General features: G+C 60.1%; 30 protein-coding genes. 13 read left to right on the top strand and 17 right to left on the bottom strand.

All coding sequences use genetic code 11. From position 1 onward, the window contains the following. Positions 1-194: 194 nt before the first annotated feature. Positions 195-1,025, top strand: coding sequence for an alpha/beta fold hydrolase (locus WGT02_RS10070; RefSeq protein WP_024317848.1), 831 nt, complete (start codon positions 195-197; stop codon positions 1,023-1,025). A 135-nt stretch (positions 1,026-1,160) separates the two neighbouring features. After that, positions 1,161-2,087: an MBL fold metallo-hydrolase gene (locus WGT02_RS10065; RefSeq protein WP_208248117.1), complete on the top strand. Its 927-nt coding sequence runs from the start codon at positions 1,161-1,163 to the stop codon at positions 2,085-2,087. Between the two features lie 12 nt (positions 2,088-2,099). On the opposite strand, the gene WGT02_RS10060 is transcribed toward WGT02_RS10065, so the two are convergent. Beyond that, positions 2,100-2,273: a hypothetical protein gene (locus WGT02_RS10060; protein ID WP_167546204.1), complete on the bottom strand. Its 174-nt coding sequence runs from the start codon at positions 2,271-2,273 to the stop codon at positions 2,100-2,102. A gap of 211 nt (positions 2,274-2,484) precedes the next feature. Here WGT02_RS10060 and WGT02_RS10055 point away from each other — a divergent pair, with 211 nt between their 5' ends. Continuing rightward, positions 2,485-2,739 carry a DUF2188 domain-containing protein gene (locus WGT02_RS10055; RefSeq protein WP_024317846.1) on the top strand — a complete coding sequence of 85 codons (255 nt, stop codon included), beginning with the start codon at positions 2,485-2,487 and terminating at the stop codon, positions 2,737-2,739. 2 nt (positions 2,740-2,741) lie between these two features. After that, on the top strand, positions 2,742-3,068 hold the full coding sequence (locus WGT02_RS10050; RefSeq protein ID WP_024317845.1) for a hypothetical protein: 327 nt from the start codon (positions 2,742-2,744) through the stop codon (positions 3,066-3,068). 229 nt (positions 3,069-3,297) lie between these two features. On the opposite strand, the gene WGT02_RS10045 is transcribed toward WGT02_RS10050, so the two are convergent. The 3 genes from WGT02_RS10045 to ftsZ all read right to left on the bottom strand — a co-directional run bounded on the left by WGT02_RS10045 (position 3,298) and on the right by ftsZ (position 5,633). Next, positions 3,298-3,501: a hypothetical protein gene (locus WGT02_RS10045; protein WP_024317844.1), complete on the bottom strand. Its 204-nt coding sequence runs from the start codon at positions 3,499-3,501 to the stop codon at positions 3,298-3,300. A gap of 97 nt (positions 3,502-3,598) precedes the next feature. Then, positions 3,599-4,447, bottom strand: a complete 849-nt coding sequence (locus WGT02_RS10040) for an oxidoreductase (protein ID WP_024317843.1) — start codon at positions 4,445-4,447, stop codon at positions 3,599-3,601. A 157-nt stretch (positions 4,448-4,604) separates the two neighbouring features. Beyond that, positions 4,605-5,633, bottom strand: coding sequence for a cell division protein FtsZ (gene ftsZ, locus WGT02_RS10035; protein ID WP_024317842.1), 1,029 nt, complete (start codon positions 5,631-5,633; stop codon positions 4,605-4,607). A 196-nt stretch (positions 5,634-5,829) separates the two neighbouring features. Here ftsZ and WGT02_RS10030 point away from each other — a divergent pair, with 196 nt between their 5' ends. Both WGT02_RS10030 and WGT02_RS10025 read left to right on the top strand, forming a co-directional pair. Beyond that, positions 5,830-6,045 carry a hypothetical protein gene (locus WGT02_RS10030; protein WP_024317841.1) on the top strand — a complete coding sequence of 72 codons (216 nt, stop codon included), beginning with the start codon at positions 5,830-5,832 and terminating at the stop codon, positions 6,043-6,045. An 89-nt stretch (positions 6,046-6,134) separates the two neighbouring features. Beyond that, positions 6,135-7,142: a ketopantoate reductase family protein gene (locus WGT02_RS10025; RefSeq protein ID WP_024317840.1), complete on the top strand. Its 1,008-nt coding sequence runs from the start codon at positions 6,135-6,137 to the stop codon at positions 7,140-7,142. A gap of 66 nt (positions 7,143-7,208) precedes the next feature. Here the strand turns inward: WGT02_RS10025 and WGT02_RS10020 are convergent. The 4 genes from WGT02_RS10020 to WGT02_RS10005 form a co-directional block, all read right to left on the bottom strand. Continuing rightward, a protein-coding gene (locus tag WGT02_RS10020; protein ID WP_208248119.1) for an IS630 family transposase occupies positions 7,209-8,157 on the bottom strand; the annotation gives its coding sequence in 2 pieces (ribosomal slippage) (positions 7,209-7,820 and positions 7,822-8,157; 948 coding nt in all). 409 nt (positions 8,158-8,566) lie between these two features. Next, the gene (locus WGT02_RS10015; RefSeq protein WP_082321374.1) at positions 8,567-9,751 is read right to left on the bottom strand and encodes an IS91 family transposase; all 1,185 of its coding nucleotides are present in this window, start codon (positions 9,749-9,751) and stop codon (positions 8,567-8,569) included. Between the two features lie 4 nt (positions 9,752-9,755). Next, positions 9,756-10,619 carry a site-specific integrase gene (locus WGT02_RS10010; protein WP_037069958.1) on the bottom strand — a complete coding sequence of 288 codons (864 nt, stop codon included), beginning with the start codon at positions 10,617-10,619 and terminating at the stop codon, positions 9,756-9,758. Between the two features lie 173 nt (positions 10,620-10,792). Beyond that, positions 10,793-11,950 carry a pyridoxal phosphate-dependent aminotransferase gene (locus WGT02_RS10005; RefSeq protein WP_024317839.1) on the bottom strand — a complete coding sequence of 386 codons (1,158 nt, stop codon included), beginning with the start codon at positions 11,948-11,950 and terminating at the stop codon, positions 10,793-10,795. 210 nt (positions 11,951-12,160) lie between these two features. Here WGT02_RS10005 and WGT02_RS10000 point away from each other — a divergent pair, with 210 nt between their 5' ends. The 5 genes from WGT02_RS10000 to aat all read left to right on the top strand — a co-directional run bounded on the left by WGT02_RS10000 (position 12,161) and on the right by aat (position 15,969). Continuing rightward, complete coding sequence (locus WGT02_RS10000) at positions 12,161-12,919, top strand: DsbA family protein (protein ID WP_024317838.1); 759 nt, start codon at positions 12,161-12,163, stop codon at positions 12,917-12,919. Between the two features lie 144 nt (positions 12,920-13,063). Then, complete coding sequence (aroQ, locus tag WGT02_RS09995; RefSeq protein WP_024317837.1) at positions 13,064-13,501, top strand: type II 3-dehydroquinate dehydratase; 438 nt, start codon at positions 13,064-13,066, stop codon at positions 13,499-13,501. Between the two features lie 22 nt (positions 13,502-13,523). Beyond that, positions 13,524-13,991, top strand: coding sequence for an acetyl-CoA carboxylase biotin carboxyl carrier protein (gene accB, locus WGT02_RS09990; protein WP_024317836.1), 468 nt, complete (start codon positions 13,524-13,526; stop codon positions 13,989-13,991). A 10-nt stretch (positions 13,992-14,001) separates the two neighbouring features. Next, positions 14,002-15,348 (top strand): acetyl-CoA carboxylase biotin carboxylase subunit, encoded by a 1,347-nt coding sequence (gene accC / locus WGT02_RS09985; RefSeq protein WP_024317835.1) that lies wholly within the window; start codon positions 14,002-14,004, stop codon positions 15,346-15,348. Positions 15,349-15,354: 6 nt separating this feature from the next. Further along, positions 15,355-15,969, top strand: a complete 615-nt coding sequence (gene aat, locus WGT02_RS09980) for a leucyl/phenylalanyl-tRNA--protein transferase (protein ID WP_024317834.1) — start codon at positions 15,355-15,357, stop codon at positions 15,967-15,969. Between the two features lie 3 nt (positions 15,970-15,972). Here aat and WGT02_RS09975 read toward each other — a convergent pair whose 3' ends face one another. The 5 genes from WGT02_RS09975 to gatB all read right to left on the bottom strand — a co-directional run bounded on the left by WGT02_RS09975 (position 15,973) and on the right by gatB (position 19,496). Continuing rightward, a complete protein-coding gene (locus WGT02_RS09975) occupies positions 15,973-16,404 on the bottom strand; it encodes a DUF2155 domain-containing protein (RefSeq protein ID WP_024317833.1) in 432 nt (143 codons plus the stop codon). Between the two features lie 103 nt (positions 16,405-16,507). Beyond that, entirely contained in the window at positions 16,508-16,906 is a 399-nt protein-coding gene (locus WGT02_RS09970) for an NADH:ubiquinone oxidoreductase subunit NDUFA12 (protein WP_208248121.1), read from the bottom strand. A 104-nt stretch (positions 16,907-17,010) separates the two neighbouring features. Beyond that, positions 17,011-17,472: a GNAT family N-acetyltransferase gene (locus WGT02_RS09965; RefSeq protein WP_208248123.1), complete on the bottom strand. Its 462-nt coding sequence runs from the start codon at positions 17,470-17,472 to the stop codon at positions 17,011-17,013. Between the two features lie 13 nt (positions 17,473-17,485). Further along, positions 17,486-17,989: a GNAT family N-acetyltransferase gene (locus WGT02_RS09960; protein ID WP_024314674.1), complete on the bottom strand. Its 504-nt coding sequence runs from the start codon at positions 17,987-17,989 to the stop codon at positions 17,486-17,488. 4 nt (positions 17,990-17,993) lie between these two features. Continuing rightward, a complete protein-coding gene (gene gatB / locus WGT02_RS09955) occupies positions 17,994-19,496 on the bottom strand; it encodes an Asp-tRNA(Asn)/Glu-tRNA(Gln) amidotransferase subunit GatB (RefSeq protein WP_208248125.1) in 1,503 nt (500 codons plus the stop codon). Between the two features lie 140 nt (positions 19,497-19,636). Here gatB and WGT02_RS09950 point away from each other — a divergent pair, with 140 nt between their 5' ends. After that, a complete protein-coding gene (locus WGT02_RS09950; protein ID WP_024314676.1) occupies positions 19,637-19,951 on the top strand; it encodes a DUF1294 domain-containing protein in 315 nt (104 codons plus the stop codon). Here the strand turns inward: WGT02_RS09950 and WGT02_RS09945 are convergent. Next, positions 19,943-20,455 (bottom strand): GNAT family N-acetyltransferase, encoded by a 513-nt coding sequence (locus WGT02_RS09945; protein WP_024314677.1) that lies wholly within the window; start codon positions 20,453-20,455, stop codon positions 19,943-19,945. The two genes, WGT02_RS09950 and WGT02_RS09945, sit on opposite strands and share 9 nt — an antisense overlap. Positions 20,456-20,751: 296 nt before the next feature. Between WGT02_RS09945 and WGT02_RS09940 the strand changes: the two genes are divergently transcribed. Next, positions 20,752-21,009: a YjhX family toxin gene (locus WGT02_RS09940; protein ID WP_024314678.1), complete on the top strand. Its 258-nt coding sequence runs from the start codon at positions 20,752-20,754 to the stop codon at positions 21,007-21,009. Between the two features lie 44 nt (positions 21,010-21,053). Here the strand turns inward: WGT02_RS09940 and WGT02_RS09935 are convergent, their stop codons facing one another. From WGT02_RS09935 to gatA, 3 genes are all read right to left on the bottom strand, one after another. Beyond that, on the bottom strand, positions 21,054-21,329 hold the full coding sequence (locus tag WGT02_RS09935; RefSeq protein WP_024314679.1) for a hypothetical protein: 276 nt from the start codon (positions 21,327-21,329) through the stop codon (positions 21,054-21,056). A gap of 24 nt (positions 21,330-21,353) precedes the next feature. Further along, a complete protein-coding gene (locus WGT02_RS09930) occupies positions 21,354-21,563 on the bottom strand; it encodes a hypothetical protein (protein ID WP_225039626.1) in 210 nt (69 codons plus the stop codon). Between the two features lie 273 nt (positions 21,564-21,836). After that, on the bottom strand, positions 21,837-23,318 hold the full coding sequence (gene gatA, locus WGT02_RS09925; protein ID WP_024314680.1) for an Asp-tRNA(Asn)/Glu-tRNA(Gln) amidotransferase subunit GatA: 1,482 nt from the start codon (positions 23,316-23,318) through the stop codon (positions 21,837-21,839). Positions 23,319-23,367 lie beyond the last annotated feature (49 nt).

The following is a 23,367-nucleotide window of genomic DNA, read 5'->3' as shown; positions in this document are numbered from 1 at the left end:
CTTCCATTCTGCGATATTTGCATCAGATTAGCGTTTGGCTCGCAACGCCACCAAAGCCGCGTCATGGTGATGACGTAGAGTGTAGATGGGCGGGTCAGCTCTGCCCGGATGCCCCATGACATGGGCGCCGGAAGGATGCTCGCGTGCCTTTACCGCCATGAAAGCCATCACATCCAGACAGAGGGAAGCTGATCATGCCATTCATCAAGACCACGGACGGAACCGAAATCTTCTACAAGGATTGGGGCCCGCTCGATGCCCAGCCCGTTGTTTTCCATCACGGCTGGCCGCTCAGCGCCGACGACTGGGATGCGCAGATGATGTTCTTTCTGGACAAGGGCTATCGCGTGATTGCCCACGACCGACGCGGCCACGGCCGCTCCAGCCAGACGTGGCAGGGCAATGAGATGGACACCTATGCGGCCGACGTTGCGACGCTTACCGATGCTCTCAATCTCAAGAATGCGATCCATGTCGGCCATTCGACCGGCGGCGGCGAGGTTGCCCACTACGTCGCGCGCGCCAAGCCCGGCCGTGTCGCCAAGGCAGTGCTGATCGGCGCCGTGCCGCCGATCATGGTCAAATCGGACAAGAACCCCGGCGGCCTGCCACTCGAGGTTTTCGACGGCTTCCGCGCGGCGCTTGTCGCCAACCGTGCTCAGTTCTTCCTCGATGTGCCGACAGGCCCCTTCTACGGCTTCAACCGCCCGGGCGCCAAGGTCAGTCAGGGCGTCATCGAGAACTGGTGGCGGCAGGGGATGATGGGCGCTGCCAAGGCTCATTACGATTGCATCAAAGCGTTTTCCGAAACGGATTTCACCGAGGATCTGCAGCGGATCACAGTGCCGACGCTGGTCATGCACGGCGACGACGATCAAATCGTTCCCTATGCCGATTCCGCACCGCTTTCGGTAAAACTCCTGAAGCACGGCACGCTGAAGACCTATGCCGGCTTCCCGCACGGCATGTGCACCACGCATCCTGATGTCATCAACGCCGATCTGCTGGAGTTCTTCCTGGACTGAGGTGGCGGATCATCCGCCGGGCCCTCTACGGCCCGGCAATCGTATGACGGATGAAGACCGTTCGAACATTCGCAGGCGGGTCCCTGGGGTGCCCGCCTGCCGCATGCCGGCATTTGCTCATCAAACGAGACGCTCGTGACCACACGAGATACCATTCCGAGCGGGTTGTCCCGACGCGACCTGCTGAAGCTGACTGCCACAGCAGCGGTGGTGATGCTGGCTTCACGCAACGCGATTGCAGCCGATTTCCACCGCTTCCAGCACGGCACGTTCGACATTACCGTCGTCAGCGACGGGTTCCTGACGCTTCCGGCGGAGATCACGCTCGAGGAGCGCCAGGCGATCATGCCACGGCTGGGCGGCAACGCGGCGACCGCTCCCGTTCAGGCCAACATCCCTCTGATCCGCCATGGCGAAGACCTGATCCTCATCGATACCGGATCCGGCAGCCATTTCCAGGCAAGCGCCGGCAAACTGGCGGCGAACCTGCAATCGCTCGGCATCGCGCCGGAGGCGATCACCAAGGTTGTTTTCACCCATGCGCATCCGGATCACTCCGGCGCAACGACGACGATTGACGGCAAGGTTCTTTATCCGAACGCGCAGTATTTCGTCAGCGAAGCAGAATGGGCTTTCTGGACCGACAGGGACTGCGCGACGCATATGCCATCCGCGCTTCATGACTTTGCGCGCGGTGCGCAGCGGGACCTGTTTGCCGTCAAGGACAGGCTAACGCTCCTGCGACCGGATGACGAGATCATTCCCGGGATGCGGATCCAGCAAACCCGCGGACATACACCTGGCCATGGCTCGATCGAACTGGCTGGAGACGGCGGCCTGCTGATCACGGGCGACGCCTGCACCAACGACGTGATCTTCTTCGAAAATCCCGCCTGGCATTTCGGCTTCGACACGGAACCTGAGATCGCGTTGAAGACCCGCCAAATGCTGCTCGATCGCGCGGCGACCGACAAGCTCAAGATGCTCGGCTATCACTGGAGCTACCCGGGCGTTGGCTATGCAGAACGCAAGGATGCTTCCTACCGGTTTGTGTCGGCGTAGGGTTCGGGCAGGTTACTGCGCGCCGGCGGCTTCTTCAGGCACGGCGACCGGCTGCGGCAGTTCTTCCGCAATCTCTTCGGCAACGGTTGCGAGATCGAGGTTCCCCCAGATTGACGCTGACTGGCGACGCTCCGTGCGGCGGGAGGATTTGATTTCGACGATGAACGGCTTCGACTGAGCGCGCATGGGGTTCCTATTGAAAGACGTTGAACGAATCTATCAACGCCCCAAGCCTATGAAGCGTTCCGCGCTCGCGCAAGATCACACGTCGCGCTGAATCCAGCCTCACACAGGCCAGGCACGGGGGGAACAAGCATGGGGCGAGCGCGTTCCAGCTTTTCAATCTGGGTGGAGCCTCCATGCAAATTCCTGCGAAAAGTTCTTGAAGGAAAGATCGATGTCGATTACCTACCACGTCGCCGAACATGATGGCGCCTGGGCCTACCGCCTGGACGATGTCTGGTCGGAAACTTTCCCAACTCACGAAGAAGCACTGGCAGCGGCAAAACGAGCCGCGGAGCGACAACAGCTCGGTGGCCAGGGAGCGGACATTACATATCAGCGTGCAGACGGCAGCTGGACAACGGAACGGTCGAACGGAGGCGACCGCCCCGAGGCCGATGTCGTCGATGACGCCAAGGAAAAAGACTAGGAATGACCATTAAAGAACGTTTTCTCAAGCAGCAGCATGCGTGGATGCTCGGCGCATGCTATTCCCGCAAACATCCCGACTTCCATCGTTATGGCGGCGTCGATGTTTCGATCTCGCCCCGCTGGAAAGACAGCGTTGAAACCTTCGTCAATGATATGATCGACAGCCTGCCGCGCAGCCTCTCCGAGCGCCGGATGGCGCTGAGAAATCCGCGTCGCCCGTTTGAGCCCGGCAATGTGGAATGGGTGTTCGCAAGCAAGCACTACGGACTTCGCGCTCCTGATGGCACGCGGCCCGATATGATGGATGCTCGTTCGCGCCGAGCGTAATTCACGCCGTTTACATATTCCAATCTTCGCCGGCGACGGACGCTTACACAGGCTTCCTTCGCCGGCGAGCTTATTTTAAGGGCGACCGCGCAATCCAATGCTGGGCCACGTGCGATCACTTAAATCGATGTCACCGGTAGGCGACCCCATGTGGCCGGCGCGCAAAACATGCCTAGCTGTCTGTGGCACGTCATCGACAGTGTGTGCGATGCCCAGCCATCGGACATGTTTATCTCGACCGATGCCGCGCGTTTCCCGTCACCACAATCACGGCAATTCCGACCACCGCAGCAAGTGCGCCCCAATAGATCCATTGTGTCTGGTCGATCATGAAGCTTTCCGCCGGATACGGAAAATAGCCACTGCCCTGCCCCATCCAAACCAGCCCGATAAGGATGAGCAGGCCGGCGACAATATAGGCAATCCTCGCCATTCAATATTCCTCCACCAAACCGCTTGCCTAACGCCCCACGCGCGCCCATCGCAGACGCCGAGATCATCGCGAAAGGTGACACCGTGCTGCGACGACCCTACTCCTTCGCAAAATCCGCTCCGAGACTCGTTTCGCGCCATTCCTCGATCTGCGCCAACCGTTCGCGCAGCTTGTTGGTGACATTGCTGTAGCCGATTTCGCCAAGCACGAGATGCCGCGGCGGATTCTCCACTTGCGTGATCCGGATCATCGCCTCGCCGGCGCGCACGGGATCTCCGGCCTGCTTGCCGCTGTAATCCGATGTCTGGCGCATGCGGGAAGCTGCGGTTTCGGCATAGTCCGCAATTCTGCTCTTCGTTTGCCGAAGCGAGCGGCCGGCCCAATCGGTGCGGAACGGACCGGGGGCGACGCAGGTCACCTTGATGCCGAGCGGCCTGCCCTCGGCGTAGAGTGAATCGGAAAAACCTTCGACCGCATGCTTGCTCGCCGCATAGAAACCTGAGCCGGGAAAGCCGATAAAGCCGGCAACCGAGGTGATGTTGATGATGTGGCCATGCCGGCGCTGCCGCATACCAGGCAGGACGGCACGGGTCATCGAAAACAGGCCGAAGACGTTCGCCTCGAACTGATCGCGGATTTCCTGCTCTTCCGCCTCCTCGACCGTTGACTGGTAGCCATAGCCGGCATTGTTGACGAGAACGTCCACGCGGCCGAAGCGCTGCTCGGCAGCCGCGACCGCCGCCTTGACCTGAGCGCGATCGGTCACATCGAGATCCAGCGCCAGCGCGTTCGCGTCATGGGCGGATGCCAGATCGGCAACGCGGGCCTTATCGCGCGCGGTCACGACCGTCGGCCAGCCGCGGGCAATGGTGAGTTTCGCAAGCTCACGGCCGAAGCCAGTGGAGCAGCCGGTGATGAGCCAGACGGGAGACTTGTCCTGAGACATGTGATTTTCCTGATGCTGTCGGGAACGCCTGAATGGGCGAAAGGAGCGAGAGCGGATTTAGGGCCGCCGCCTGATATTTCCAGCGCACGACTACGCCTAAACGACATCGATCAGGAAAAGTCTGCGCGCCCGATCGGACGCGCAGACGACAAGAAGCTTACTGCAGCGTACGCGTGTGCATGTCTTGGCCAGGCGCTACGCCCTGACGGGCCTGCGTTCCAGCCGTCGCCCCGTCGAGGCCCGTCGCCACAACCGCGACGCGGAACTTGCCATCGAGGTTGCGGTCGAAGATCGCGCCAACGACGATGTCGGCCTCATCTTGAACCTCGTCGCGGATGCGGCTTGCCGCTTCGTCCACTTCGAAGAGCGTCATGTCGGTGCCGCCGGAGATCGAGATCAAAACGCCCCTGGCGCCCTTCATCGAAATGTCGTCGAGCAGCGGGTTGGCGATCGCAGCCTCCGCGGCCTTCATCGCACGCCCCTCACCCGAAGCCTCGCCGGTGCCCATCATCGCCCGTCCCATGCCCCGCATGACGGATTTCACGTCTGCGAAATCGAGGTTGATGAGGCCTTCCTTGACGATCAGGTCGGTGATGCAGCCCACACCGGCATATAGAACACGGTCGGCGGTCATGAAGGCATCCGCGAACGTGGTCTTTGCATCGGCGATGCGGAAAAGGTTCTGGTTCGGGATGACGATTACCGTATCAGCCGCTTCGCGGAGCGCCTCGATACCGACATCGGCTGTCTTCATGCGGCGATTGCCTTCGAAGGTGAAGGGCTTAGTAACCACTCCGACCGTCAGGATGCCGGCGTTGCGGGCGGCCTGGGCAATAACAGGTGCTGCCCCCGTTCCGGTGCCGCCCCCCATACCTGCGGTGACGAAGCACATATGCGAGCCAGCCAGATGGTCCATGATCTCATCGATCGATTCTTCGGCGGCGGCGCGACCGACTTCCGGCAGCGAACCGGCCCCCAGCCCTTCGGTTACATGCGCGCCGAGCTGTATCCGGCGGGATGCCTTGGAGGTCGCCAGCACCTGCGCATCCGTATTGGCCGCGATGAAATCGACGCCTTCGAGATTTTCCGCTATCATGTTATTGATCGCATTGCCGCCGCCGCCGCCGACGCCAATTACTGTAATTCTGGGTCGCATTTCGGAAATCCCGTTCTTGGCGTTCGTCATCGCAATCTCCTTCGTGCGTTTTTGTCATGGCTCCGCCTCTTTTGGGAACCGAATCGAGCATCAGCTTAGTCGCGCAACAAGGCAGAGCCGGGGCGAAAGAACAAGATGAAGCTTTCTTGAAACTTTATCCGGAACCTTTTTTGCCCTCGCGCTTTATTTTGAATCATCCCCTGCCAGAGAGAGGAGCACCGTGCAGATGCCTACGCCAGTCACCCGCCAGTCAGTTACCCCTCCAAACGAGCATATTCTTACCGCCCAGGAGGCCTTGGAACCGCTCTTTCTCAAGATCGAAGAGGAGGCCGAGGTCCGGATGATCGGCGCTGCCATTCGCGCGGGCTGGTCTGCGGAAGATGCGGTGGCAGCCATCGACGAGCTTCGCCGCAACGAGCTTCTTCCCGGCACCGGCCACTAAAAGCGTCGGGCGGCTTCAAAATATCATTCGCCTCGAGGAATGGATGACCTAAGTTCAGCGCGACCCACCAATCGCGGAAAGATCATCGCATGCCCCTCAAGAATATCTGCATCTTCGGCGCCGGTGCACTCGGCGGCGCCATCGCCTCGAAGTTTGCCTTATCGCTCGGCGCAGAGGTAACGGTTTCGGTCGTTGCGCGCGGCGCTCATCTCGCTGCCATCCGAGGCGACGGATTGCGTCTCCTTGAGGCGGGCGCAGACGCACCCCTCATCGTCAAACTGAGAGCCACCGACGATCCGAGGGAACTACCACCGCAGGATCTCGTGATCACCGGGCTGAAGGGCCATCAGCTCAGCGCTGCCGCGCAGGGAATAGGTCACCTGCTGAAAGACAGCACGCGCGTCATGATGATCCTCAACGGCATTCCGTGGTGGTATTTCCACCGCGATCAGGACAGCGGGCATGCGGAGCTGCAATTCGACGAGCTCGATGAGGGCGGCAAGCTTTGGCGCCTTGTCGGCCCGCAGCGCGTCATCGGCTGCGTCGCCCACCAGGGCGCCGAAGTCAGCAAGCCCGGCGAGGTCCGGCTCAGCAACAAAGGCCACTTCATTCTCGGGGAGGCCTCCGGCGAGATCAGCGCAGATCTGCGCGACATCGAGTCACTGCTGCAGCGCGCCGATATCGGCGTTAAGCTCTCGAGCCGCATCCGCGACGATATCTGGAGCAAGCTGATGGGCAACGCCTCCTTCAACCCGATCAGCGCGCTGACGCGATCATTGATGTCCGATCTGATGGCGGATGCCGCAATCACCGACCAGATCGGGAAGGTCATGAAGGAGGTAAAGGCCGTTGGAGAGGCACTCGGCGCGAATGTCGGGATGTCCGTCGAGCAGCGACTGGAACAGGCCCGGCAGATCGGGCCGGTTCGCACCTCTATGCTGCAAGACCTTCTGGCAGGGAAGTCGCTGGAGATTGCGCCGCTGGTGGGAATGGTCGTTTCATTGGGCCGCCTGACGGCAACGCCGACACCGGTTTCCGAAACGATCCTGGCGTTGGTGTCGCAGCTTGACCGGGAGAATTGCCGACCGGCGAAGTGACTGCGCGAGCGGTCGAGCGGCTTGCTGCGTTCTCGGGAGAACGCTCATGAATTGAATTAGAGCATTTCATGTTTTGACAGAAGCATAGCCCGCGTTTTCGAGATAGTTGGCGCATTCGTCGGGCTGGATTGTTTCGACTAGCCTGCCGATGTGCCGCCAGGTTTCGTCAATTGTTCGGCGCTGCGCGTGCCGCATCCAGTGTTTGATCTTCGAAAAGGCCTGCTCGATCGGATTGAGGTCGGGCGAGTAGGGTGGCAGGAACCAAAGCCGTGCGCCGGCGGCTTTAATAGCCTGGCGGATGGCAGCCGACTTGTGGCTGCCGAGATTGTCCATGATGACGATGTCGCCTGGCTTGAGAACAGGGACCAACTGCTGCTCGACATAGGCGCGAAAGCACTGGCCGTTGATCGGCCCGTCGAAGACGCAAGGTGCTGCCAGCCGGTCGTTCCTCAACGCACCGAGGAATGTCAGCGTGCGCCAGTGGCCGTGCGGCGCAAACGCCCGCAGACGCTTGCCCTTTGGTCCCCAGCCCCTGATGGGTGTCATGTTGGTCTTGATCCAGGTCTCATCAATGAAGACGAGCCGTTCAGGATCGAGATGATGTTGCAAGGTCTTCCACCGCTCTCTTCTGCGGGCGATATCGGCACGAGCCTGTTCAAGGGCGAACAGCGTTTTTTTTGAAGCGCAGTCCCTCGCTGCGGATGAACTCCCAAATCGTATTATGGGAGACGGTAATGCCTCGCGTTGCCAGTTCGGCCTTCAGACCATGCAGCGTCAGATGTGGGTTCTGCTCAAGCCGCTCGGCAATGAAGCCGCGATGTGGCTCCAGAATGCGTTTGCGATGCCCGCCCATCTTGCCCGGACGAACCGATCCGGTCGCGCGATGGCGCTGCGACCACTTCACCACCGAAGAAGCGGCAACCTCGAAACGTGCAGCCACGGCACGGACACCTTCGCCGTTCAAAACGGCCGCAACAACACGCTCACGAAGATCATTCGATAATGGTGCGGTCATATGATGCTGGCCTCCATCCAGCCAGCATCAGTGAATCAGAACAATGTCGATTCGGGAATCTGGAGGGTTATGTGAGGTCGGATAGGACAGTGGCGTCATACTCGGCCGACCTCACATAAGCCGGATTGAACGAAGGCGCGGGTTGTTTGGCACTATGGGGATTGCGTTCTGCGTCCGGTTCCGGCGCGGTGATGCGGTGGCCCTGAGGGCGCGCAATCAAGTGGCAGACGGCGAGGTTTTACATGATTGTCGAAGCGCAATGTCGCGGGTCGCTGTGCCGGTTGTGCCGATATGGATGCATTTGCGCCTACGGATCGAACATCTGGCCTGGTTCCAGGCAGCGACGATTGTCCGCCGGAACGGCGTCCAAGTCGGCGGGTGATATGGGTCGTCTGCCGATCGCCTGATGTCATGATGTGTCACATCGGAATGAAGATGACCGTGCTTGAGCGGGTCGGATGTTGGCCTTCATCCGACGCATCGGCCGGTCACATTCGGGGCATGTGAAGGGGTAGCCTTGATTTGGGTTGAGGCAATGCGGTTGCTCGGCCGACGTCGACCGCTGGCCCAGCAGGTCCCGACAGAGGGCGATGCGTTGCCGGCGATGGCTATTGGCGAGAAAGCCGAAGTGACGCATACGGTGAAAGCCGTCGGGTAGTACGTGGAGAAGGAAGCGCCGGATAAACTCGAGCGGGTCAAGGCGCATGATCTTCTCGCGATCATGTCCTTGGCGTCGATAGTCCTTCCACCGGAAGTCGACATGCTCGTCATCGGCACCGACGATACGACTGTTGGCGATGGCCACACGATGGGTGTATCTGCCGAGATAGGCGAGCACTTGGTCCGGTCCGCCAAACGGCGGCTTGGCGTAGACGACCCATTCACTGCGACGGGCGTGCGCGAGATGGCTGGTGAAAGCGGTGGGGTCGGCAAGGCGTGCAAGCGCGTTGGAGAAGCGAAGTTTACGCTGAGCGAAGGCGTCAGCAAGGGCCGTCAGAAAGAGCCGCCGGAAGACACGCGATAGAACTCGGACGGGCAAGAAAAAGCCCGGCCGGCATGCGATCCACTTTGACTTATCCGGTGAGAGACCGCCGCCTGGTATGACGCAGTGGACGTGGGGATGGTGGGTCATCGCCTGGCCCCAGGTGTGAAGCACGGCGATGATACCGATCTCGGCACCCAGCCGTTTAGGGTCGGCGGCGACCGTCTGCAGCGTCTGGGCTGCGATCCGCATCAGCAGTGCGTAGACGACCGCCTTGTTGTGGAAGGCTATCTCGGCGATGCCAGGCGGTAGTGTGAAGACCACATGGAAGTACTGGACCGGCAAGAGATCGCAGATGCGGGCCGCGACCCATCCCCTGCGAGCTATGCCCTGGCACTTCGGGCAGTGACGATTGCGGCAGGAATTATAGGAGATGCGAGTCGTGCCACACTCATCGCAGGCATCGACATGGCCGCCGAGCCTGGGTGTGCGGCAAGCTTCGATCGCGCCCATGACACGTCGTTCGCCACGACTAAGATGACCGGCGTTCTCTCGCCTGTAGCAGCCACCGTGTCGCCGAAAGATGTCGGCAACTTCGAAAGCGGGGCGCAACCGATTATGATACCGGCGGCGTCACCTCCAGTCGCAATCGGTCAAGCGGGCTTGCCGTGGAGCGGATCGTGTCGGTGGAAACCCGCGTGTAATGTGCCGTGCTCGACAGGTGTGCATGACCGAGCAGTACTTGGATAATACGAATATCGGTGCCGTTCTCCAGCAAGTGGGTGGCAAAACTGTGCCGCAATGTATGGATGGTGACCCGCTTGGCCAGTCCCGTTGCTGCAACCGCCGAACGACAAGCGGCATGCAACACCGTCGGCTCGATCGGCTTGTCAGGATTGCGTCCGGGAAAGAGCAGCGTCTTGGGCCTCGTCAAGCGCCAATAGCTGCGTAGGATGCCGAGCAGTTCCGGCGACAGCATGACGTAGCGGGCTTTGCCGCCCTTGCCATGGCGGATATGAATCACCATGCGCGAGCTGTCGATATCACCGATGCTTAGTCCGCAGACTTCCGAGACCCTGAGACCGGCTCCATAGGCGCAGGTTAGTGCCACACGCGCCTTCAGGCTGGAGACAGCTTCCAGGAATTGGACTACCTCGTCCGTCGACAGAACGATGGGTAGCTTCCGCGGTGCGCGGGCATAGGGGATGCGCTCCGGGATCTCATTCTGACCGAGCGTGACCCCATAAAAAAACCGCAGCGCGCAGACGATCTGGTTCAATGCCGCCCAGGATATTCCACCTGAGACAAGGTAGACTTGGAACGCGCGGACATCTTCAAGATCAAGCCGATCCGGCGAGTGGCCGAAATGGCGGCTGAACTTCTGGACGGCATTGATATAGGATCGTTGGGTGGCCGGAGACAGATTGCGGACCGTCATGTCCTCGATCATCCGGCGGCGAAGAGGGCTTATCTCGGCCATCTGGACCTCCTGTCTGAAGGGTGGGTTTGCAACACCCTCATCCTCTCAGCCAGGAGGCTCTTCTCAAAGCCCGCCGCAATTGCCGCGGTAGCGGCTTAGTTCAATCTGACCCGATTCAGAAAAATGCGGAAACGCTCTAGGAAGTCTCCACAAGCCGCTCTGATGAAACAGACTTATTTCAACCACGCTGCGATGCGTTCGACTGCTTCAACGATCTCGGCCTCGGCGCCGGCGTAGGACATGCGCATCGACCGGTTGCCGTCCAGCGGATCGAAATCCAGACCCGGCGTCGCGGCGACGTTGATCTCGGCCAGCATCCGCTTGGCGAACGCCATGCTGTCATTGGTGAAGCGCGTTACGTCGACATAGGCGTAGAACGCGCCATCCATCGGCGATGCAATGGAAAGACCGATTTCCGGCAGACGCTTCAGCAGAAACTCACGGTTGGCCGCGTAGCTCGCCTTGTAGACATCGAGTTCCGCAGTCGCGCCGAGCGCTGCCGTCGCTGCGATCTGCGAGAGTTCGGGCGGCGAGATGTAGAGGCTTTGCGCGACACGCTCGATGGGTCGCACCAGCCGCTCAGGTAGCACCATCCAGCCGATGCGCCAGCCGGTCATGCAATAATATTTGGAGAAGGAGTTGATGACGATCGCCTCGTCCGTCAATTCCAGTGCGCTGGTCTCTTCGCCGGCAAAAGTCAGCCCGTGATAGATTTCGTCTGAAATGAACGCGATCGAATTGGCCGCACAATAGTCGGCCAGCGCCGTCAGCCCCTGGCGGCCGGTCACAGTGCCTGTCGGGTTGGCAGGGCTCGCCAGCAGAACACCCTTCAGCCTGACGTTGTGTGCCGCTTGTGCAGCCTCAAGGCTCTCGGGCGTCAACGTGAAATGCGTGTCGGCAGTGACCGGCACCTCGATCACCCTGAGCCCAAGCGCCCCGAGAATGTTGCGATAGGCAGGATAGCCCGGCAGGGCGATGGCGACCGCGTCACCGGCATCAAACAGCGAGAGAAAGGCAAGGTTGAAACCGGCGGAAGAACCGGTGGTTATCGCGATGCGCGCAGGATCGATTTCCAGCCCATGCCGGTCGCGATAGTGCCAGGCCAGTGCATGCTTCAGCCTCGTCGTGCCGAGCGCGTCCGTATAGCCGATCTTGCCCTCGACGAGTGCGGCCTGCGCAGCCTCCAGAGCGGCGCGTGGCGCCGGATGCGAGGGCTGCCCGACAGCCATGGAAATGACCGGGTGACCGCTCGCTCGCCGCTTCGTCGCTTCGGCCAGAACATCCATGGCATGAAAGGGCTCGACGTCGCTGCGTTGGGAAATGGAAAACAAGATCGCTTCTCTCTAACTTTGCTTGCGGCCAGACAATTGCCGCAATAATCGGATCATCACAATCCCGCGATTGAACTGCGGATGCGAAATTTCCTGTTTGAAGACGACCGGACGCACCTTAATTTGGCGGCATCGGAGTGCTGCCGTTAACCGGGCAGTGTTATCCGGTGCCTAGAACGATGCATACGAACTGCGAAAGACGAGGATATAATGGCCATACTTCCGAAAATCTTCACCGCGCTGGCGCTGACTGCCTCTGTGGCAACGGCCTACCCGGCGGCAGCGCTCGATGAGGCGCAGAAGAAGGAGTTCGGCGAGTTCATCAAGCAGTATCTGATCGAAAACCCGGAGATCATGCTGGATGTTCAGGATGCCCTGCAGAAGAAGCAGGAGCAGACGCGCCTCGTCAAAGCCAACGCGGTGATTGCTGACAACAAGTCGACGATCTTCGATTCGCAGTACGACGTGACGATCGGCAATCCGAAGGGTGACATCACGATCGTCGAATTCTTCGACTACAATTGCGGCTATTGCCGCCACGCACTTTCCGACATGCAGACGATGCTCGAAAAGGACAAGAACGTCCGCTTCGTGCTCAAGGAATTTCCCATCCTCGGCCCGGAATCGGTTGCCGCGCACAAGGTCTCCGATGCATTCCGCAAGCTGGCGCCGGAGAAGTATAGCGCGTTCCATGTCGCTCTTCTCAGCAGTGATGGCCGCGCCGACGAAGCGAGTGCAATTGAAGTCGCCGCCTCACTTGGTGTCAGCGAAAAGCAAATCCGTGACGAGATGGCCAAGAGCTCCAGCGACGCCTCCGTGAAGGAGACCTATCAACTTGCCCAGAGCCTCGGCATTACAGGCACGCCGTCCTACGTGATTGGCAACGAACTGGTTCAGGGCGCAGTCGGTTTCGATGACCTCGAAGCCAAGGTCAAGAACATGCGCGCCTGCGGCAAGACGAGTTGTTGAGACGGCGCCCATCAAATCGCCAAAATCGACGCGTTTCAGCCATGTGGACAAATGTGGCGCGATTCCGGCTGCCTCTTCCAAAGGGCTTTCATTAGGTCCGTTGGGAGTCTATAGGTTGCCGTCTCGCACTTGATGGAACACTCGATGACGCAAACGATATTCGTCCTGAACGGGCCCAACCTGAATATGCTCGGCAAAAGAGAGCCGGGCATCTATGGCGGCAAGACGCTTCAGGATATCGAGGCAGATTGCAAGGCAGCAGGGCAGGAACTCGGCTTCGATATCGATTTTCGCCAGAGCAATCACGAAGGCATGCTCGTCGACTGGTTCCATGAAGCGAACGACAAGGCCGTTGGTGTGGCGATCAACGCCGGAGCCTACACGCATACGTCGGTCGCGCTCCACGACGCAATTCGCGCTATTTCCATTCCGGTGATAGAGCTTCATATCTCCAACGTCCACGCACGAGAAGAATTCCGCCACAAGTCGATGATTGCGCCAGCGGTGAAAGGCGTCATCTGCGGCTTCGGGCCTCACAGCTATATTCTGGCGCTGCATGCGCTGAAGAATCTCACGGCATAAGAAGAACACAGGGCAAACACTCATGGCTGAGAAGAAAAACGGTATCGACCAGGCGCTGATCCGCGACCTCGCGAACATCCTCAACGATACGGATCTGACGGAAATCGAAGTCGAGCAGGACGATCTGCGAATTCGCGTTTCGCGCGCCGGCAACACCCAGTACGTCCAGGCTCCGATCGCTGCGCCCGCATTTGCCGCGGCACCGGTCGCTGCAGCTCCAGCCGCAGCGGCGCCTGCGGCCCCCGCGCGCAACCCTGCCAACACCGTCAGCGCCCCGATGGTCGGCACGGCCTACATGGCTCCGGCTCCGGGCGCGCGTCCCTTCATCGAACTCGGCGCCACGGTCAAGGAAGGCCAGACGCTGATCATCATCGAAGCGATGAAGACCATGAACCAGATCCCTTCGCCGAAGTCCGGCAAGATCACAGAAATCCTGGTCGAAGACGGAAGCCCCGTCGAATACGGCCAAGCCCTCGTCGTCATCGAATAAGGCGAGCGTCATGGTCTCGAAAATCCTCATCGCCAATCGCGGAGAAATCGCGCTTCGCGTGCTGCGCGCATGCAAGGAGCTCGGCATTCCCTGCGTCGTGGTTCACTCGACTGCTGACGCCGATGCCATGCATGTGCGCCTGGCTGACGAGAGCGTCTGCATCGGCCCCCCGCCGTCGCGCGAAAGCTATCTGAACATCCATCAGATCGTCGCCGCCTGCGAGATCACCGGCGCCGACGCGGTGCATCCGGGCTACGGTTTCCTCTCCGAAAACGCCAAGTTTGCGGAAATCCTGGAAGCGCACGGCATCACCTTCATCGGCCCGACGGCGGAACACATCCGCCTCATGGGCGACAAGATCACCGCCAAGACGACCGCCCAGGAACTCGGCATCCCCGTCGTTCCGGGCTCCGATGGCGAGGTGAAGACCGAGGAAGACGCGCTGCGGACTGCCGCCGAAATCGGCTATCCGGTGCTGATCAAGGCAACCGCCGGTGGCGGCGGCCGCGGCATGAAGGTTGCCAAGTCCGAGGTCGACCTGATCGAAGCCTGGTCGACGGCCCGCACCGAAGCGGCAGCCGCTTTCGGCAACGACGCCGTCTACATGGAAAAGTACCTCGGCAAGCCGCGCCACATTGAAATCCAGGTATTCGGCGACGGCGAAGGCAATGCGATCCACCTCGGCGAACGCGATTGCTCGCTACAGCGCCGCCACCAGAAGGTCTGGGAAGAAGCCAATTCTCCTGCATTGAATGTCGAGCAGCGCATGAAGATCGGCGAAGTCTGCGCCGATGCCATGCGCAAGCTGAAGTATCGCGGCGCCGGCACGATCGAGTTCCTGTACGAGAACGGCGAGTTCTATTTCATCGAAATGAACACCCGCCTGCAGGTTGAGCATCCGATCACCGAGGCGATCACTGGCATCGACCTGGTTCACGAGCAGATCCGCGTCGCCTCCGGCGGCGGACTCTCCGTCAAGCAGGAAGAGATCAACTTCCACGGCCATGCGATCGAGTGCCGCATCAACGCCGAGGACGCACGTACCTTCGTGCCCTCTCCCGGCACGATCACGCACTTCCATGCGCCGGGTGGCCTTGGCGTGCGCGTCGATAGCGGCGCCTATCAGGGCTACAAGATCCCGCCATACTACGACAGCCTCATCGGCAAGCTCATCGTGTTCGGCCGCACACGCGTCGAATGCATGATGCGTCTGCGCCGCGCGCTCGACGAGTTCGTCGTCGACGGTATCAAGACGACGCTGCCGTTGTTCCAGGATCTGGTCGACAACCAGGACATCGCCAACGGCGATTACGACATCCATTGGCTGGAAAACTATCTTGCCAAGAAACCGGCGTAACAACGAATGGCAGGATCGCGCAGGAAGTCTCCAGGCATTACACCGGAAATCCTCCTGCGCGCCTATTCTATCGGCCTCTTTCCTATGGCCGAGTCGGCCGACGACCCGGAAATATTCTGGGTCGAGCCCGATCTTCGCGGCGTCCTGCCGCTCGACGAATTCCACGTTTCGAAAAGCCTCGCCAAGGCGATCCGACGCAAGCCGTTCGACATCCGCTTCAACCACGATTTCGATGCGGTAATCGCAGCCTGTGCAGCAGAGACCGGGGACAGGCCGAGCACCTGGATCAATCAGACGATCAGGACGCTTTATTCGACGCTGCATCGCATCGGCCATGCGCACTCGGTCGAGGCGTGGGACGGCGACGAACTTGTCGGCGGATTATACGGAGTGTCGCTGGGCTCGGCGTTCTTCGGCGAAAGCATGTTCTCACGCCGGACAGACGCTTCGAAGATCTGTCTCGTTCATCTCGTGGAACGGCTGCGAGCCAAGGGTTTTACCCTGCTCGACACACAGTTTACGACCGAACACCTAAAGACTTTCGGAGCCATAGATGTTCCGAAGGACGAGTATACCCACATGCTAGCGGCGGCGATGGCTTCACCACATCTTGAATTCTGAGAATTACTTGGCCGCTTTATCCGGAGCGGGAACGTTCGAGTTCTGCTTGCAATCCTTCAGCCAGACGTCGTAGATCGGGTGCTCAACGGCATTGAGGCCGGGGCTGTCAGCAAACATCCAGCCAGTGAAGATACGGCGAATCTTGCGGTCGAGCGTGATCTCGTCCACTTCCACGAAGCCATCGATCTTCTGCGCTTCGGTCTGATCGCGGGAATAGCAGGCCTTCGGCGTGACCTGCAGCGCGCCGAACTGCACGGTCTCATTGACATAGACATCGAAGGTCGTGATGCGGCCGGTGATCTTGTCGAGGCCGGAGAATACGGCGACGGAGTTCTCGATGCGGGCAGCGGCGGCAGCCTGCGGCAGAAAGGACGAGCCAAGCGCCAGGGAGACACCGACGGCACGCAGGAGATTTTTCCGCGTGAAAAGCTTCATATCTACCCGTCTCCACAGCATCTTAAAATCGAAGGCCGCAATCGCTGCGGCCATTCTGCGGGTAATGGTCAATTGTGGCCAAAAGCGGGGCCGGCTGCCCTGCTCAGTTGCCAGGTGTCCACGCGTCGTAGTCGCCCGTAACCCGCGGACGTTCGCCAGGAACGACCAGTGAGCCCGGCGGGCGATAAGCCTGCGGCGAACCGGTCTGGTTTGCGCGATGTGGCTTCTGCCATTCCTTGGCGACATAGTTTTCCTGGCTCGGGGGAACGTTCGTGCGGTGATGCATCCAGCCGTGCCAGCCCGGCGGAATCGCGGAGGCTTCGGCATACCCCTTGTAGATAACCCAACGCTTCGGCAGGCCGTAGGACGACATGCCGCCTTCGTAGTAGACGTTGCCCAATTCGTCTTCACCGACGCGCTTGCCGAAACGCCAGGTCGCAAAGCGCGTACCGATCGTCTGACCGTTCCACCAGGTGAAGATTTGCACGACGAGATTCTTCATGTCTTTTCCTTGAGCTAGCCGAGCGGCGAGCGGGACCAGAATTTGATCCCTCGCTTATGCCGCCAGCGATACGCATTGTCCAGTGATTCCGGCGCCACACCGGCTCATTTCAGCGCCATCTTGAAGCCGAGGTGCGACTGTTTGAAGCCAAGCCGCTTGTAGAAACGGTGCGCATCCGTGCGGCTCGCGTTCGATGCCAGTTGCACGAGGCGCAGGTCGCGACGCTTTGCCTCCGCTATGGCAAACTCGATCATCTGGGCACCGATGCCCTGTCCACGCATGTCACCGCGCGTCTGCACCGCCTCGATGATCATCGATGACGAGCCGCGACCGACCAGCGACGTCACGATCATCGTCTGGAAGGTGCCGACGACCTTCCCGTCGCGCTCCGCCACGTAGAGTGTCTGGTCGCGTGATGTGGCGAGCCGCTCGAAAGCCCTGAGATAATCACCGAAGACCTCGGGCGCAGTCGTGTCCCCGTGACCGCCGAGTTCATCGGCAGCAAAGATGGCGACGAGTGCCGCCACGTCGGCGCTGCGCGCCTCGCGAATGATGGTTTGGCTCATGCTCATACTGGGGCTAGCGCTGTTCGAGAGGCTTTTCGAGGATCAGCGTCGGTATTCCGGATTGCCCAGGCCCATCGTTTTCATTGCGGCCGACATCTTCGAAGCCGTGGGCATGGTAAAAGGCGATCGCCGTCTTGTTCCGCGGCTCGACCTCGAGGCGCATGATTTCGGCATCGGGAAAGCAGGTTTCCAACTCGGCAAAGATCTCCCGCCCGATACCCTGGCGATGCAGCGGCGGGCGGACATAGAGCAGATGCAGCATGACGGTCTTCGTCATCTCATCCGACATGGCGGCATAACCGATGCCGCCGATATCCTTGCCGTTATCGGCAACGAGGAACTCGGCATTCTTTTTCGCCAGCCGCGCCTGCAGCGCCGCTGGCGAAAACAGATGCGCAATGAGCGCGTTGACCTTCGTTTCGCCATAGAGGCCAGCATAGGTCGCGCGAAAGCCCTCATCCAGCAAGGTGCGCATCTTGCTTAAATCACCCTCGCTGGCGGTGCGCACGAAATACACGGCCTTACTCCTCAATGCCGAGCTTCGCCTTCACGAGAGCCTGGACGGCCTGCGGATTGGCCTTGCCGCCGGTCGCCTTCATGACCTGACCGACGAACCAGCCGGCAAGTGTCGGCTTGGCCTGGACCTTTGCAACCTGATCCGGGTTGGCGGCGATAATCTCGTCGACAGCCCGTTCGATCGCGCCGGTGTCGGTCACCTGCTTCATGCCCCGGGTTTCGACGATCTCGGCGGGATCGCCGCCCTCGTTCAGCACGATTTCGAACAGGTCCTTCGCGATCTTTCCGGAAATAGTCTCCGCCTTGATGAGGTCAATGATCGCACCAAGTTGAGCCGGCGAAACGGAGGTCTCCTCGATGCTTCTGCCTGTGCGGTTCAAGGCGCCGAGCAGGTCGTTGATGACCCAGTTGGCGGCTGCCTTGCCGTCGCGGCCTTCTGCCACGGCTTCGAAATAGTCGGCGATCGCCTTTTCCGAGACAAGGACGGAAGCGTCATAGATCGAGAGACCGAGTTCGCGCACAAAGCGCTCCTTCTTGTCGTCGGGCAGTTCCGGCAGATCACCTTCGAGCGCCGTGACGAAGGCGTCGTCGAATTCGAGCGGCAGCAGATCCGGATCCGGGAAGTAGCGGTAGTCGTGTGCATCTTCCTTGGAGCGCATCGAGCGCGTCTCGCCCTTATTCGGGTCGAAGAGACGGGTTTCCTGATCGATCGTACCGCCGTCCTCCAGAATAGCGATCTGGCGGCGGGCTTCGTATTCGATCGCCTGGCCGATGAAGCGGATGGAGTTGACGTTCTTGATCTCGCAACGGGTGCCGAAGCCTTCGCCCGGGCGACGGACGGAGACGTTGACGTCGGCGCGCATGGAGCCCTCGTCCATGTTGCCGTCGCAGGTGCCGAGATAGCGAACGATCGAACGCAGCTTCGTCATGTAAGCCTTGGCTTCATCCGACGAGCGCATATCAGGCTTGGAGACAATCTCCATCAGCGCGACGCCCGAGCGATTGAGATCGACATAGGACATGGTGGCATGCTGGTCGTGCAGCGACTTGCCGGCGTCCTGCTCCAGATGCAGGCGCTCGATGCCGATCTCGATATCCTCGAACTGGCCCTGCCGGTCGGGTCCGAGCGAGATGGTGATCTTGCCCTCGCCGACGATCGGATCCTTGAACTGCGAAATCTGATAGCCCTGGGGCAGGTCGGGATAGAAATAGTTCTTGCGGTCGAAGAGCGAGCGCTTGTTGATCTGCGCCTTGAGGCCAAGACCTGTGCGGACAGCTTGCTTGACGCATTCCTCGTTAATGACGGGCAGCATGCCGGGCATGGCCGCATCGATAAGCGAGACGTTGGAATTCTGCGGCTTGCCGAACTCCGTCGCCGCGCCCGAGAACAGCTTCGAATTCGACAGCACCTGTGCATGGACTTCCATGCCGATGATGACTTCCCAATCGCCGGTGGCGCCGGGAATGAAGCGTTTCGGATCGGGCGTGCGAACGTCGACAATGGTCATTGAGATGCTCTTTTTGAGGCTGTTCTTTTCAACTGGTGAGGTAACGGAAATGGCTTGCCGGTGCAAGGCTTTCGGCCGTGCTGTAGCAGCAAGCCAACTAGTTTGGGGCGTGTTAACGCAATGTCGCTAGCGTGGCGCAGATGACCGCAACCGCTATTCTCAAGATCATCGGGCTCTTCCTGGCACTGAATGCCTTCGTGTTCTCGATCTATTTCCTCGACAAGCAGGCTGCTCGCGATCATCGGCGCCGGATCAGCGAGAAAACCTTGCTGACGCTCGCATTCGTCGGTGGCAGCTTGGGCGCGGTTTGCGCGCAAAGGCTCCTACGTCACAAGACGCAGAAAGAACCGTTCCGATCGATCCTTAGGGCCATCGTCATGTTTCATATGGTGGCCGCGCTTGTTTTATCAGGCGCCCTCGGCTACGTCGCGCTGGATGGCCCGCTGCTAGACTAAGACAAGGCCGTATGTGCCGTCGTCCGTGGACTCCAAAGCCTTTGACAAACCGACTGACGGCACATCACGATCGAGCTTGGGATTGTAGGCAATCGACAGCCAATGAATTGCGTATCCACGCTTCTGGAAGAAGCTGATCGCTTCGGAGTTCGCGGAGTGCGTCTGCATCATGGCCGTATCGAAACCCTGCGCTGCTATGTCTTTCTCGATATCCTGCAAGAGTGCTGTTCCGAGACCATGACCGGTGAAGGCAGGATCGATCCAGAAATCCGAAATTTTCTCGTCGAGCGTCTCGCGCGCGGCCCATCCTGCCGCATGTCCGTTCCATTCGATGACGGTGACGGTGATCCAGCTACCGGCAACGAAATTGAAGAACGCGCTTCGGGCAGCATCCACCATGGCGTCCGCTTCCCCAATGGACGCCATTGCATTCTGCCAGGCTCTTATTCCGATCTCGCTCAAAAGATTTGCGTCGCCCTCGCGGGCATTGCGAATGTGGATCAACAGCACCCCCGCGTTTGCACCGAAGTAAAACACCGAATCACCGCGTTATCAAAGCCTTGCGTTTCAAGCGCGAGGGTCTGGACAATATCCCCCCATGGGTTGCAAAACTTGACGAGACTGCGATCAGAGGATATGACGGCCTCATGTTGAACTCGTCCTCTCAGACCCGGTAGAGGCCCCTGCCCGCAGGTTTTCCTTGCGCGCACGGGCCCGAAAGAACGAAGCCCTGACGTCCGATCGGACGCCAGATCGTTTTTGCGCGCCTCCTCAAGGCGCTACGACCGGATCAACATTCCATGGATATTTCACGCACGGAGCAGCGCATCCTGCATCTATTGGCTCAGGGTGGCCGTATTGAAATCGAACGCGACGACAACAGAAAAATCGAGGCAGCAAAGTGCTTCACGCGCGACGGTTGGGTCTATCCCGGCTTCGGTCTCGAGCTCTTTCGCAAGCTGAAGCGGAAGAAGGCCATCAAATCCTCAGGTGGCAAGCCCTATCGCATCACCGAACGGGGATTGATTCTGGTGAGAGCGGAACAGGACAATAAGTAGCTTTCCGACATTCGGCCGCGCGTCGCCTCGGCGCGCGGCATCGTTCAAAGATGTGCGGCAAGCTCGGCCTTCATCACCGACCATTCCTCGGCCACCGTGCCGCTCCCGCGGCGCTTTCCCGCTCGACGGTACCAGTAGTCGGCATTCCAGTCGTCGCCTTCGATACGATGGCAAAGGGCGTGGCCCCAGTCGAAAGGCGCCTCGCCCTCATGTGCCTGGCAGATTTCATGCACGGCCTGCCACTCCGCACCCACGGCGAAACCTGCCGCCGCGAGGCAATCCAATGCTCCGATCATGTCCGCAAGATTCTGTTTGGACATAGGCCTCCTCCCGAAATTGCGCCTTTAGCCGAGACGCTTCTCCAGATGCACCTTTTCGAGCCGAATGGCGAGTTCCGCATCGAACCTCTCACCGCGCCAGACGATCGAGAAGCCGGCCCGCTCGTAAAGCCGCATGGCGCCGCCATTGGTAGCGCGGGAGCGGATTTTTGCAACCTTGAAGCCATCAGCGGCAATGCCTTCAACGAAATAGCGGACCAGGCGAACCGATGACACGGCCCTGGCAGGCGGGATCGATCCAGATGTCAGAAATGGAATTGGGCTCGTTTTCCCGGGCGCCCCAGCCGACCACCCGGGCTTCCAAGTTCGGCAATCGCGACGTCACATTTCGTCGCTGCCGGTAGTCGAAGAAAGCCTTCTGAGCAGCCTCGATTACGACGGGATCGTCGAAACCGGCTTCCCCTTGCACCGCTGGATTTCCACGCGGCAAGCCAATCTCGCCGACCACTTGATGATCAGCCCCTGCCATCATCCTAATTGCGGGTCCACTTACCACCACTTGGCGGGCGTGAACCTACCCGCAGCCTGCTCGATCACATGCGCAGTCTTGAACAATGTCTCTTCGTCGAACGGCTTGCCGATCAGCTGCAGGCCGAGTGGGAGGCCTTTGTGGTCAAGTCCGGCCGGAACGGCAATGCCCGGCAGCCCGGCCATGTTGACCGTGACCGTGAAGATGTCGTTCAGGTACATCTTGACCGGATCGGAGGCGAGGTTTTCGTCGGCGACGCCGAAGGCAGACGACGGTGTCGCGGGCGTCAGGATCGCATCGACACCGGCATTGAAGGCCAGTTCGAAGTCGCGCTTGATCAGTGTGCGAACCTTCTGGGCCTTGATGTAGTAAGCGTCGTAGTAACCAGCCGAGAGAACATAGGTGCCGATCATGATGCGGCGCTTGACTTCCTTGCCGAAACCGGCGGCGCGCGTCTTCTCATACATGTCGACAATATCCTTGCCGTCGACGCGCAGGCCGTAACGGACGCCGTCATAGCGGGCGAGGTTCGACGAAGCTTCAGCGGGAGCAACGATATAATAGGCCGGCAGCGCATACTTGGTGTGCGGCAGCGAGATGTTGACGATCTCGGCGCCTGCGTCCTTCAGCCAGGCAATGCCCTGCTGCCACAAGGTTTCGATCTCCTCCGGCATGCCGTCGACGCGATATTCGTTTGGAATGCCGATCTTCATGCCCTTCAGCGACTGGCCAAGCGCGGCTTCATAGTCCGGAACCGGCAGGTCGACGGAGGTCGTGTCCTTGGAATCGACTGACGCCATCGACCTCAGCAGGATTGCGGCGTCGCGCACGTCGCGGGCAATGGGACCAGCCTGGTCAAGCGACGAGGCGAAAGCCACCGTGCCCCAGCGCGAGCAGCGGCCATACGTCGGCTTGATGCCGACCGTACCGGTGAAGGCGGCCGGCTGGCGGATCGAGCCGCCCGTATCGGTTGCCGTCGCACCGGCGCAGAGGTGGGCCGCAACAGCCGCTGCGGAGCCGCCGGAGGAGCCTCCCGGTACCAGCTGCTGGTTGGAGCCAGCCGAACGCCAGGGGTTGATGACCGCGCCGTAGTAGGAGGTTTCGTTGGAAGAGCCCATCGCGAACTCGTCCATGTTGAGCTTGCCGAGCATCACGGCGCCGTCGCCCCACAGGTTCTGGGTGACGGTCGACTCGTAGTGCGGCTTGAAACCGTCGAGGATGTGGCTGCAGGCCTGCGTATGAATGCCTTCGGTGGCGAACAGATCCTTGATGCCGAGCGGGATGCCTTCGAGCGCGCCACCCTTGCCGCCGGCGAGACGTGCGTCAGAGGCTTCCGCCATCTGCAACGCCTTCTCGGGCGTGACCTTAATATAGGCATTGAGCTTGTCGTTGGCCGCTTCGATTGCCGAGATGTAGGCCTCGGTCAGTTCAGTCGCTTTGATCTCCTTGGCGCGCAGCTTCGTACGGGCTTCGGCAATGGTCAGGCTGGTGAGTTCGCTCATGGTGTTTCGCTTCAAATCTGGATTGGCAACGGAGTCGGAAAGCGGCATG

Source organism: Rhizobium sp. T1470 (assembly GCF_042140505.1).
Taxonomy (GTDB): Bacteria; Pseudomonadota; Alphaproteobacteria; order Rhizobiales; family Rhizobiaceae; genus Rhizobium; species Rhizobium favelukesii.
Note: the sequence above shows the minus strand (reverse complement) of the source record. Positions and strands in the feature narration are given on the sequence as shown.

Coding starts and splice junctions, on each gene's coding strand:
- WGT02_RS10070 (WP_024317848.1), top strand. CDS start 195: ATGCCATTCATCAAGACCACGGACGGAACCGAAATCTTCTACAAGGAT.
- WGT02_RS10060 (WP_167546204.1), bottom strand. CDS start 2,273: ATGCGCGCTCAGTCGAAGCCGTTCATCGTCGAAATCAAATCCTCCCGC.
- WGT02_RS10055 (WP_024317846.1), top strand. CDS start 2,485: ATGTCGATTACCTACCACGTCGCCGAACATGATGGCGCCTGGGCCTAC.
- WGT02_RS10050 (WP_024317845.1), top strand. CDS start 2,742: ATGACCATTAAAGAACGTTTTCTCAAGCAGCAGCATGCGTGGATGCTC.
- WGT02_RS10045 (WP_024317844.1), bottom strand. CDS start 3,501: ATGGCGAGGATTGCCTATATTGTCGCCGGCCTGCTCATCCTTATCGGG.
- WGT02_RS10040 (WP_024317843.1), bottom strand. CDS start 4,447: ATGTCTCAGGACAAGTCTCCCGTCTGGCTCATCACCGGCTGCTCCACT.
- ftsZ (WP_024317842.1), bottom strand. CDS start 5,633: ATGACGAACGCCAAGAACGGGATTTCCGAAATGCGACCCAGAATTACA.
- WGT02_RS10030 (WP_024317841.1), top strand. CDS start 5,830: ATGCCTACGCCAGTCACCCGCCAGTCAGTTACCCCTCCAAACGAGCAT.
- WGT02_RS10025 (WP_024317840.1), top strand. CDS start 6,135: ATGCCCCTCAAGAATATCTGCATCTTCGGCGCCGGTGCACTCGGCGGC.
- WGT02_RS10010 (WP_037069958.1), bottom strand. CDS start 10,619: ATGGCCGAGATAAGCCCTCTTCGCCGCCGGATGATCGAGGACATGACG.
- WGT02_RS10000 (WP_024317838.1), top strand. CDS start 12,161: ATGGCCATACTTCCGAAAATCTTCACCGCGCTGGCGCTGACTGCCTCT.
- aroQ (WP_024317837.1), top strand. CDS start 13,064: ATGACGCAAACGATATTCGTCCTGAACGGGCCCAACCTGAATATGCTC.
- accB (WP_024317836.1), top strand. CDS start 13,524: ATGGCTGAGAAGAAAAACGGTATCGACCAGGCGCTGATCCGCGACCTC.
- accC (WP_024317835.1), top strand. CDS start 14,002: ATGGTCTCGAAAATCCTCATCGCCAATCGCGGAGAAATCGCGCTTCGC.
- aat (WP_024317834.1), top strand. CDS start 15,355: ATGGCAGGATCGCGCAGGAAGTCTCCAGGCATTACACCGGAAATCCTC.
- WGT02_RS09975 (WP_024317833.1), bottom strand. CDS start 16,404: ATGAAGCTTTTCACGCGGAAAAATCTCCTGCGTGCCGTCGGTGTCTCC.
- WGT02_RS09970 (WP_208248121.1), bottom strand. CDS start 16,906: ATGAAGAATCTCGTCGTGCAAATCTTCACCTGGTGGAACGGTCAGACG.
- WGT02_RS09965 (WP_208248123.1), bottom strand. CDS start 17,472: ATGAGCCAAACCATCATTCGCGAGGCGCGCAGCGCCGACGTGGCGGCA.
- gatB (WP_208248125.1), bottom strand. CDS start 19,496: ATGACCATTGTCGACGTTCGCACGCCCGATCCGAAACGCTTCATTCCC.
- WGT02_RS09950 (WP_024314676.1), top strand. CDS start 19,637: ATGACCGCAACCGCTATTCTCAAGATCATCGGGCTCTTCCTGGCACTG.
- WGT02_RS09940 (WP_024314678.1), top strand. CDS start 20,752: ATGGATATTTCACGCACGGAGCAGCGCATCCTGCATCTATTGGCTCAG.
- WGT02_RS09935 (WP_024314679.1), bottom strand. CDS start 21,329: ATGTCCAAACAGAATCTTGCGGACATGATCGGAGCATTGGATTGCCTC.
- gatA (WP_024314680.1), bottom strand. CDS start 23,318: ATGAGCGAACTCACCAGCCTGACCATTGCCGAAGCCCGTACGAAGCTG.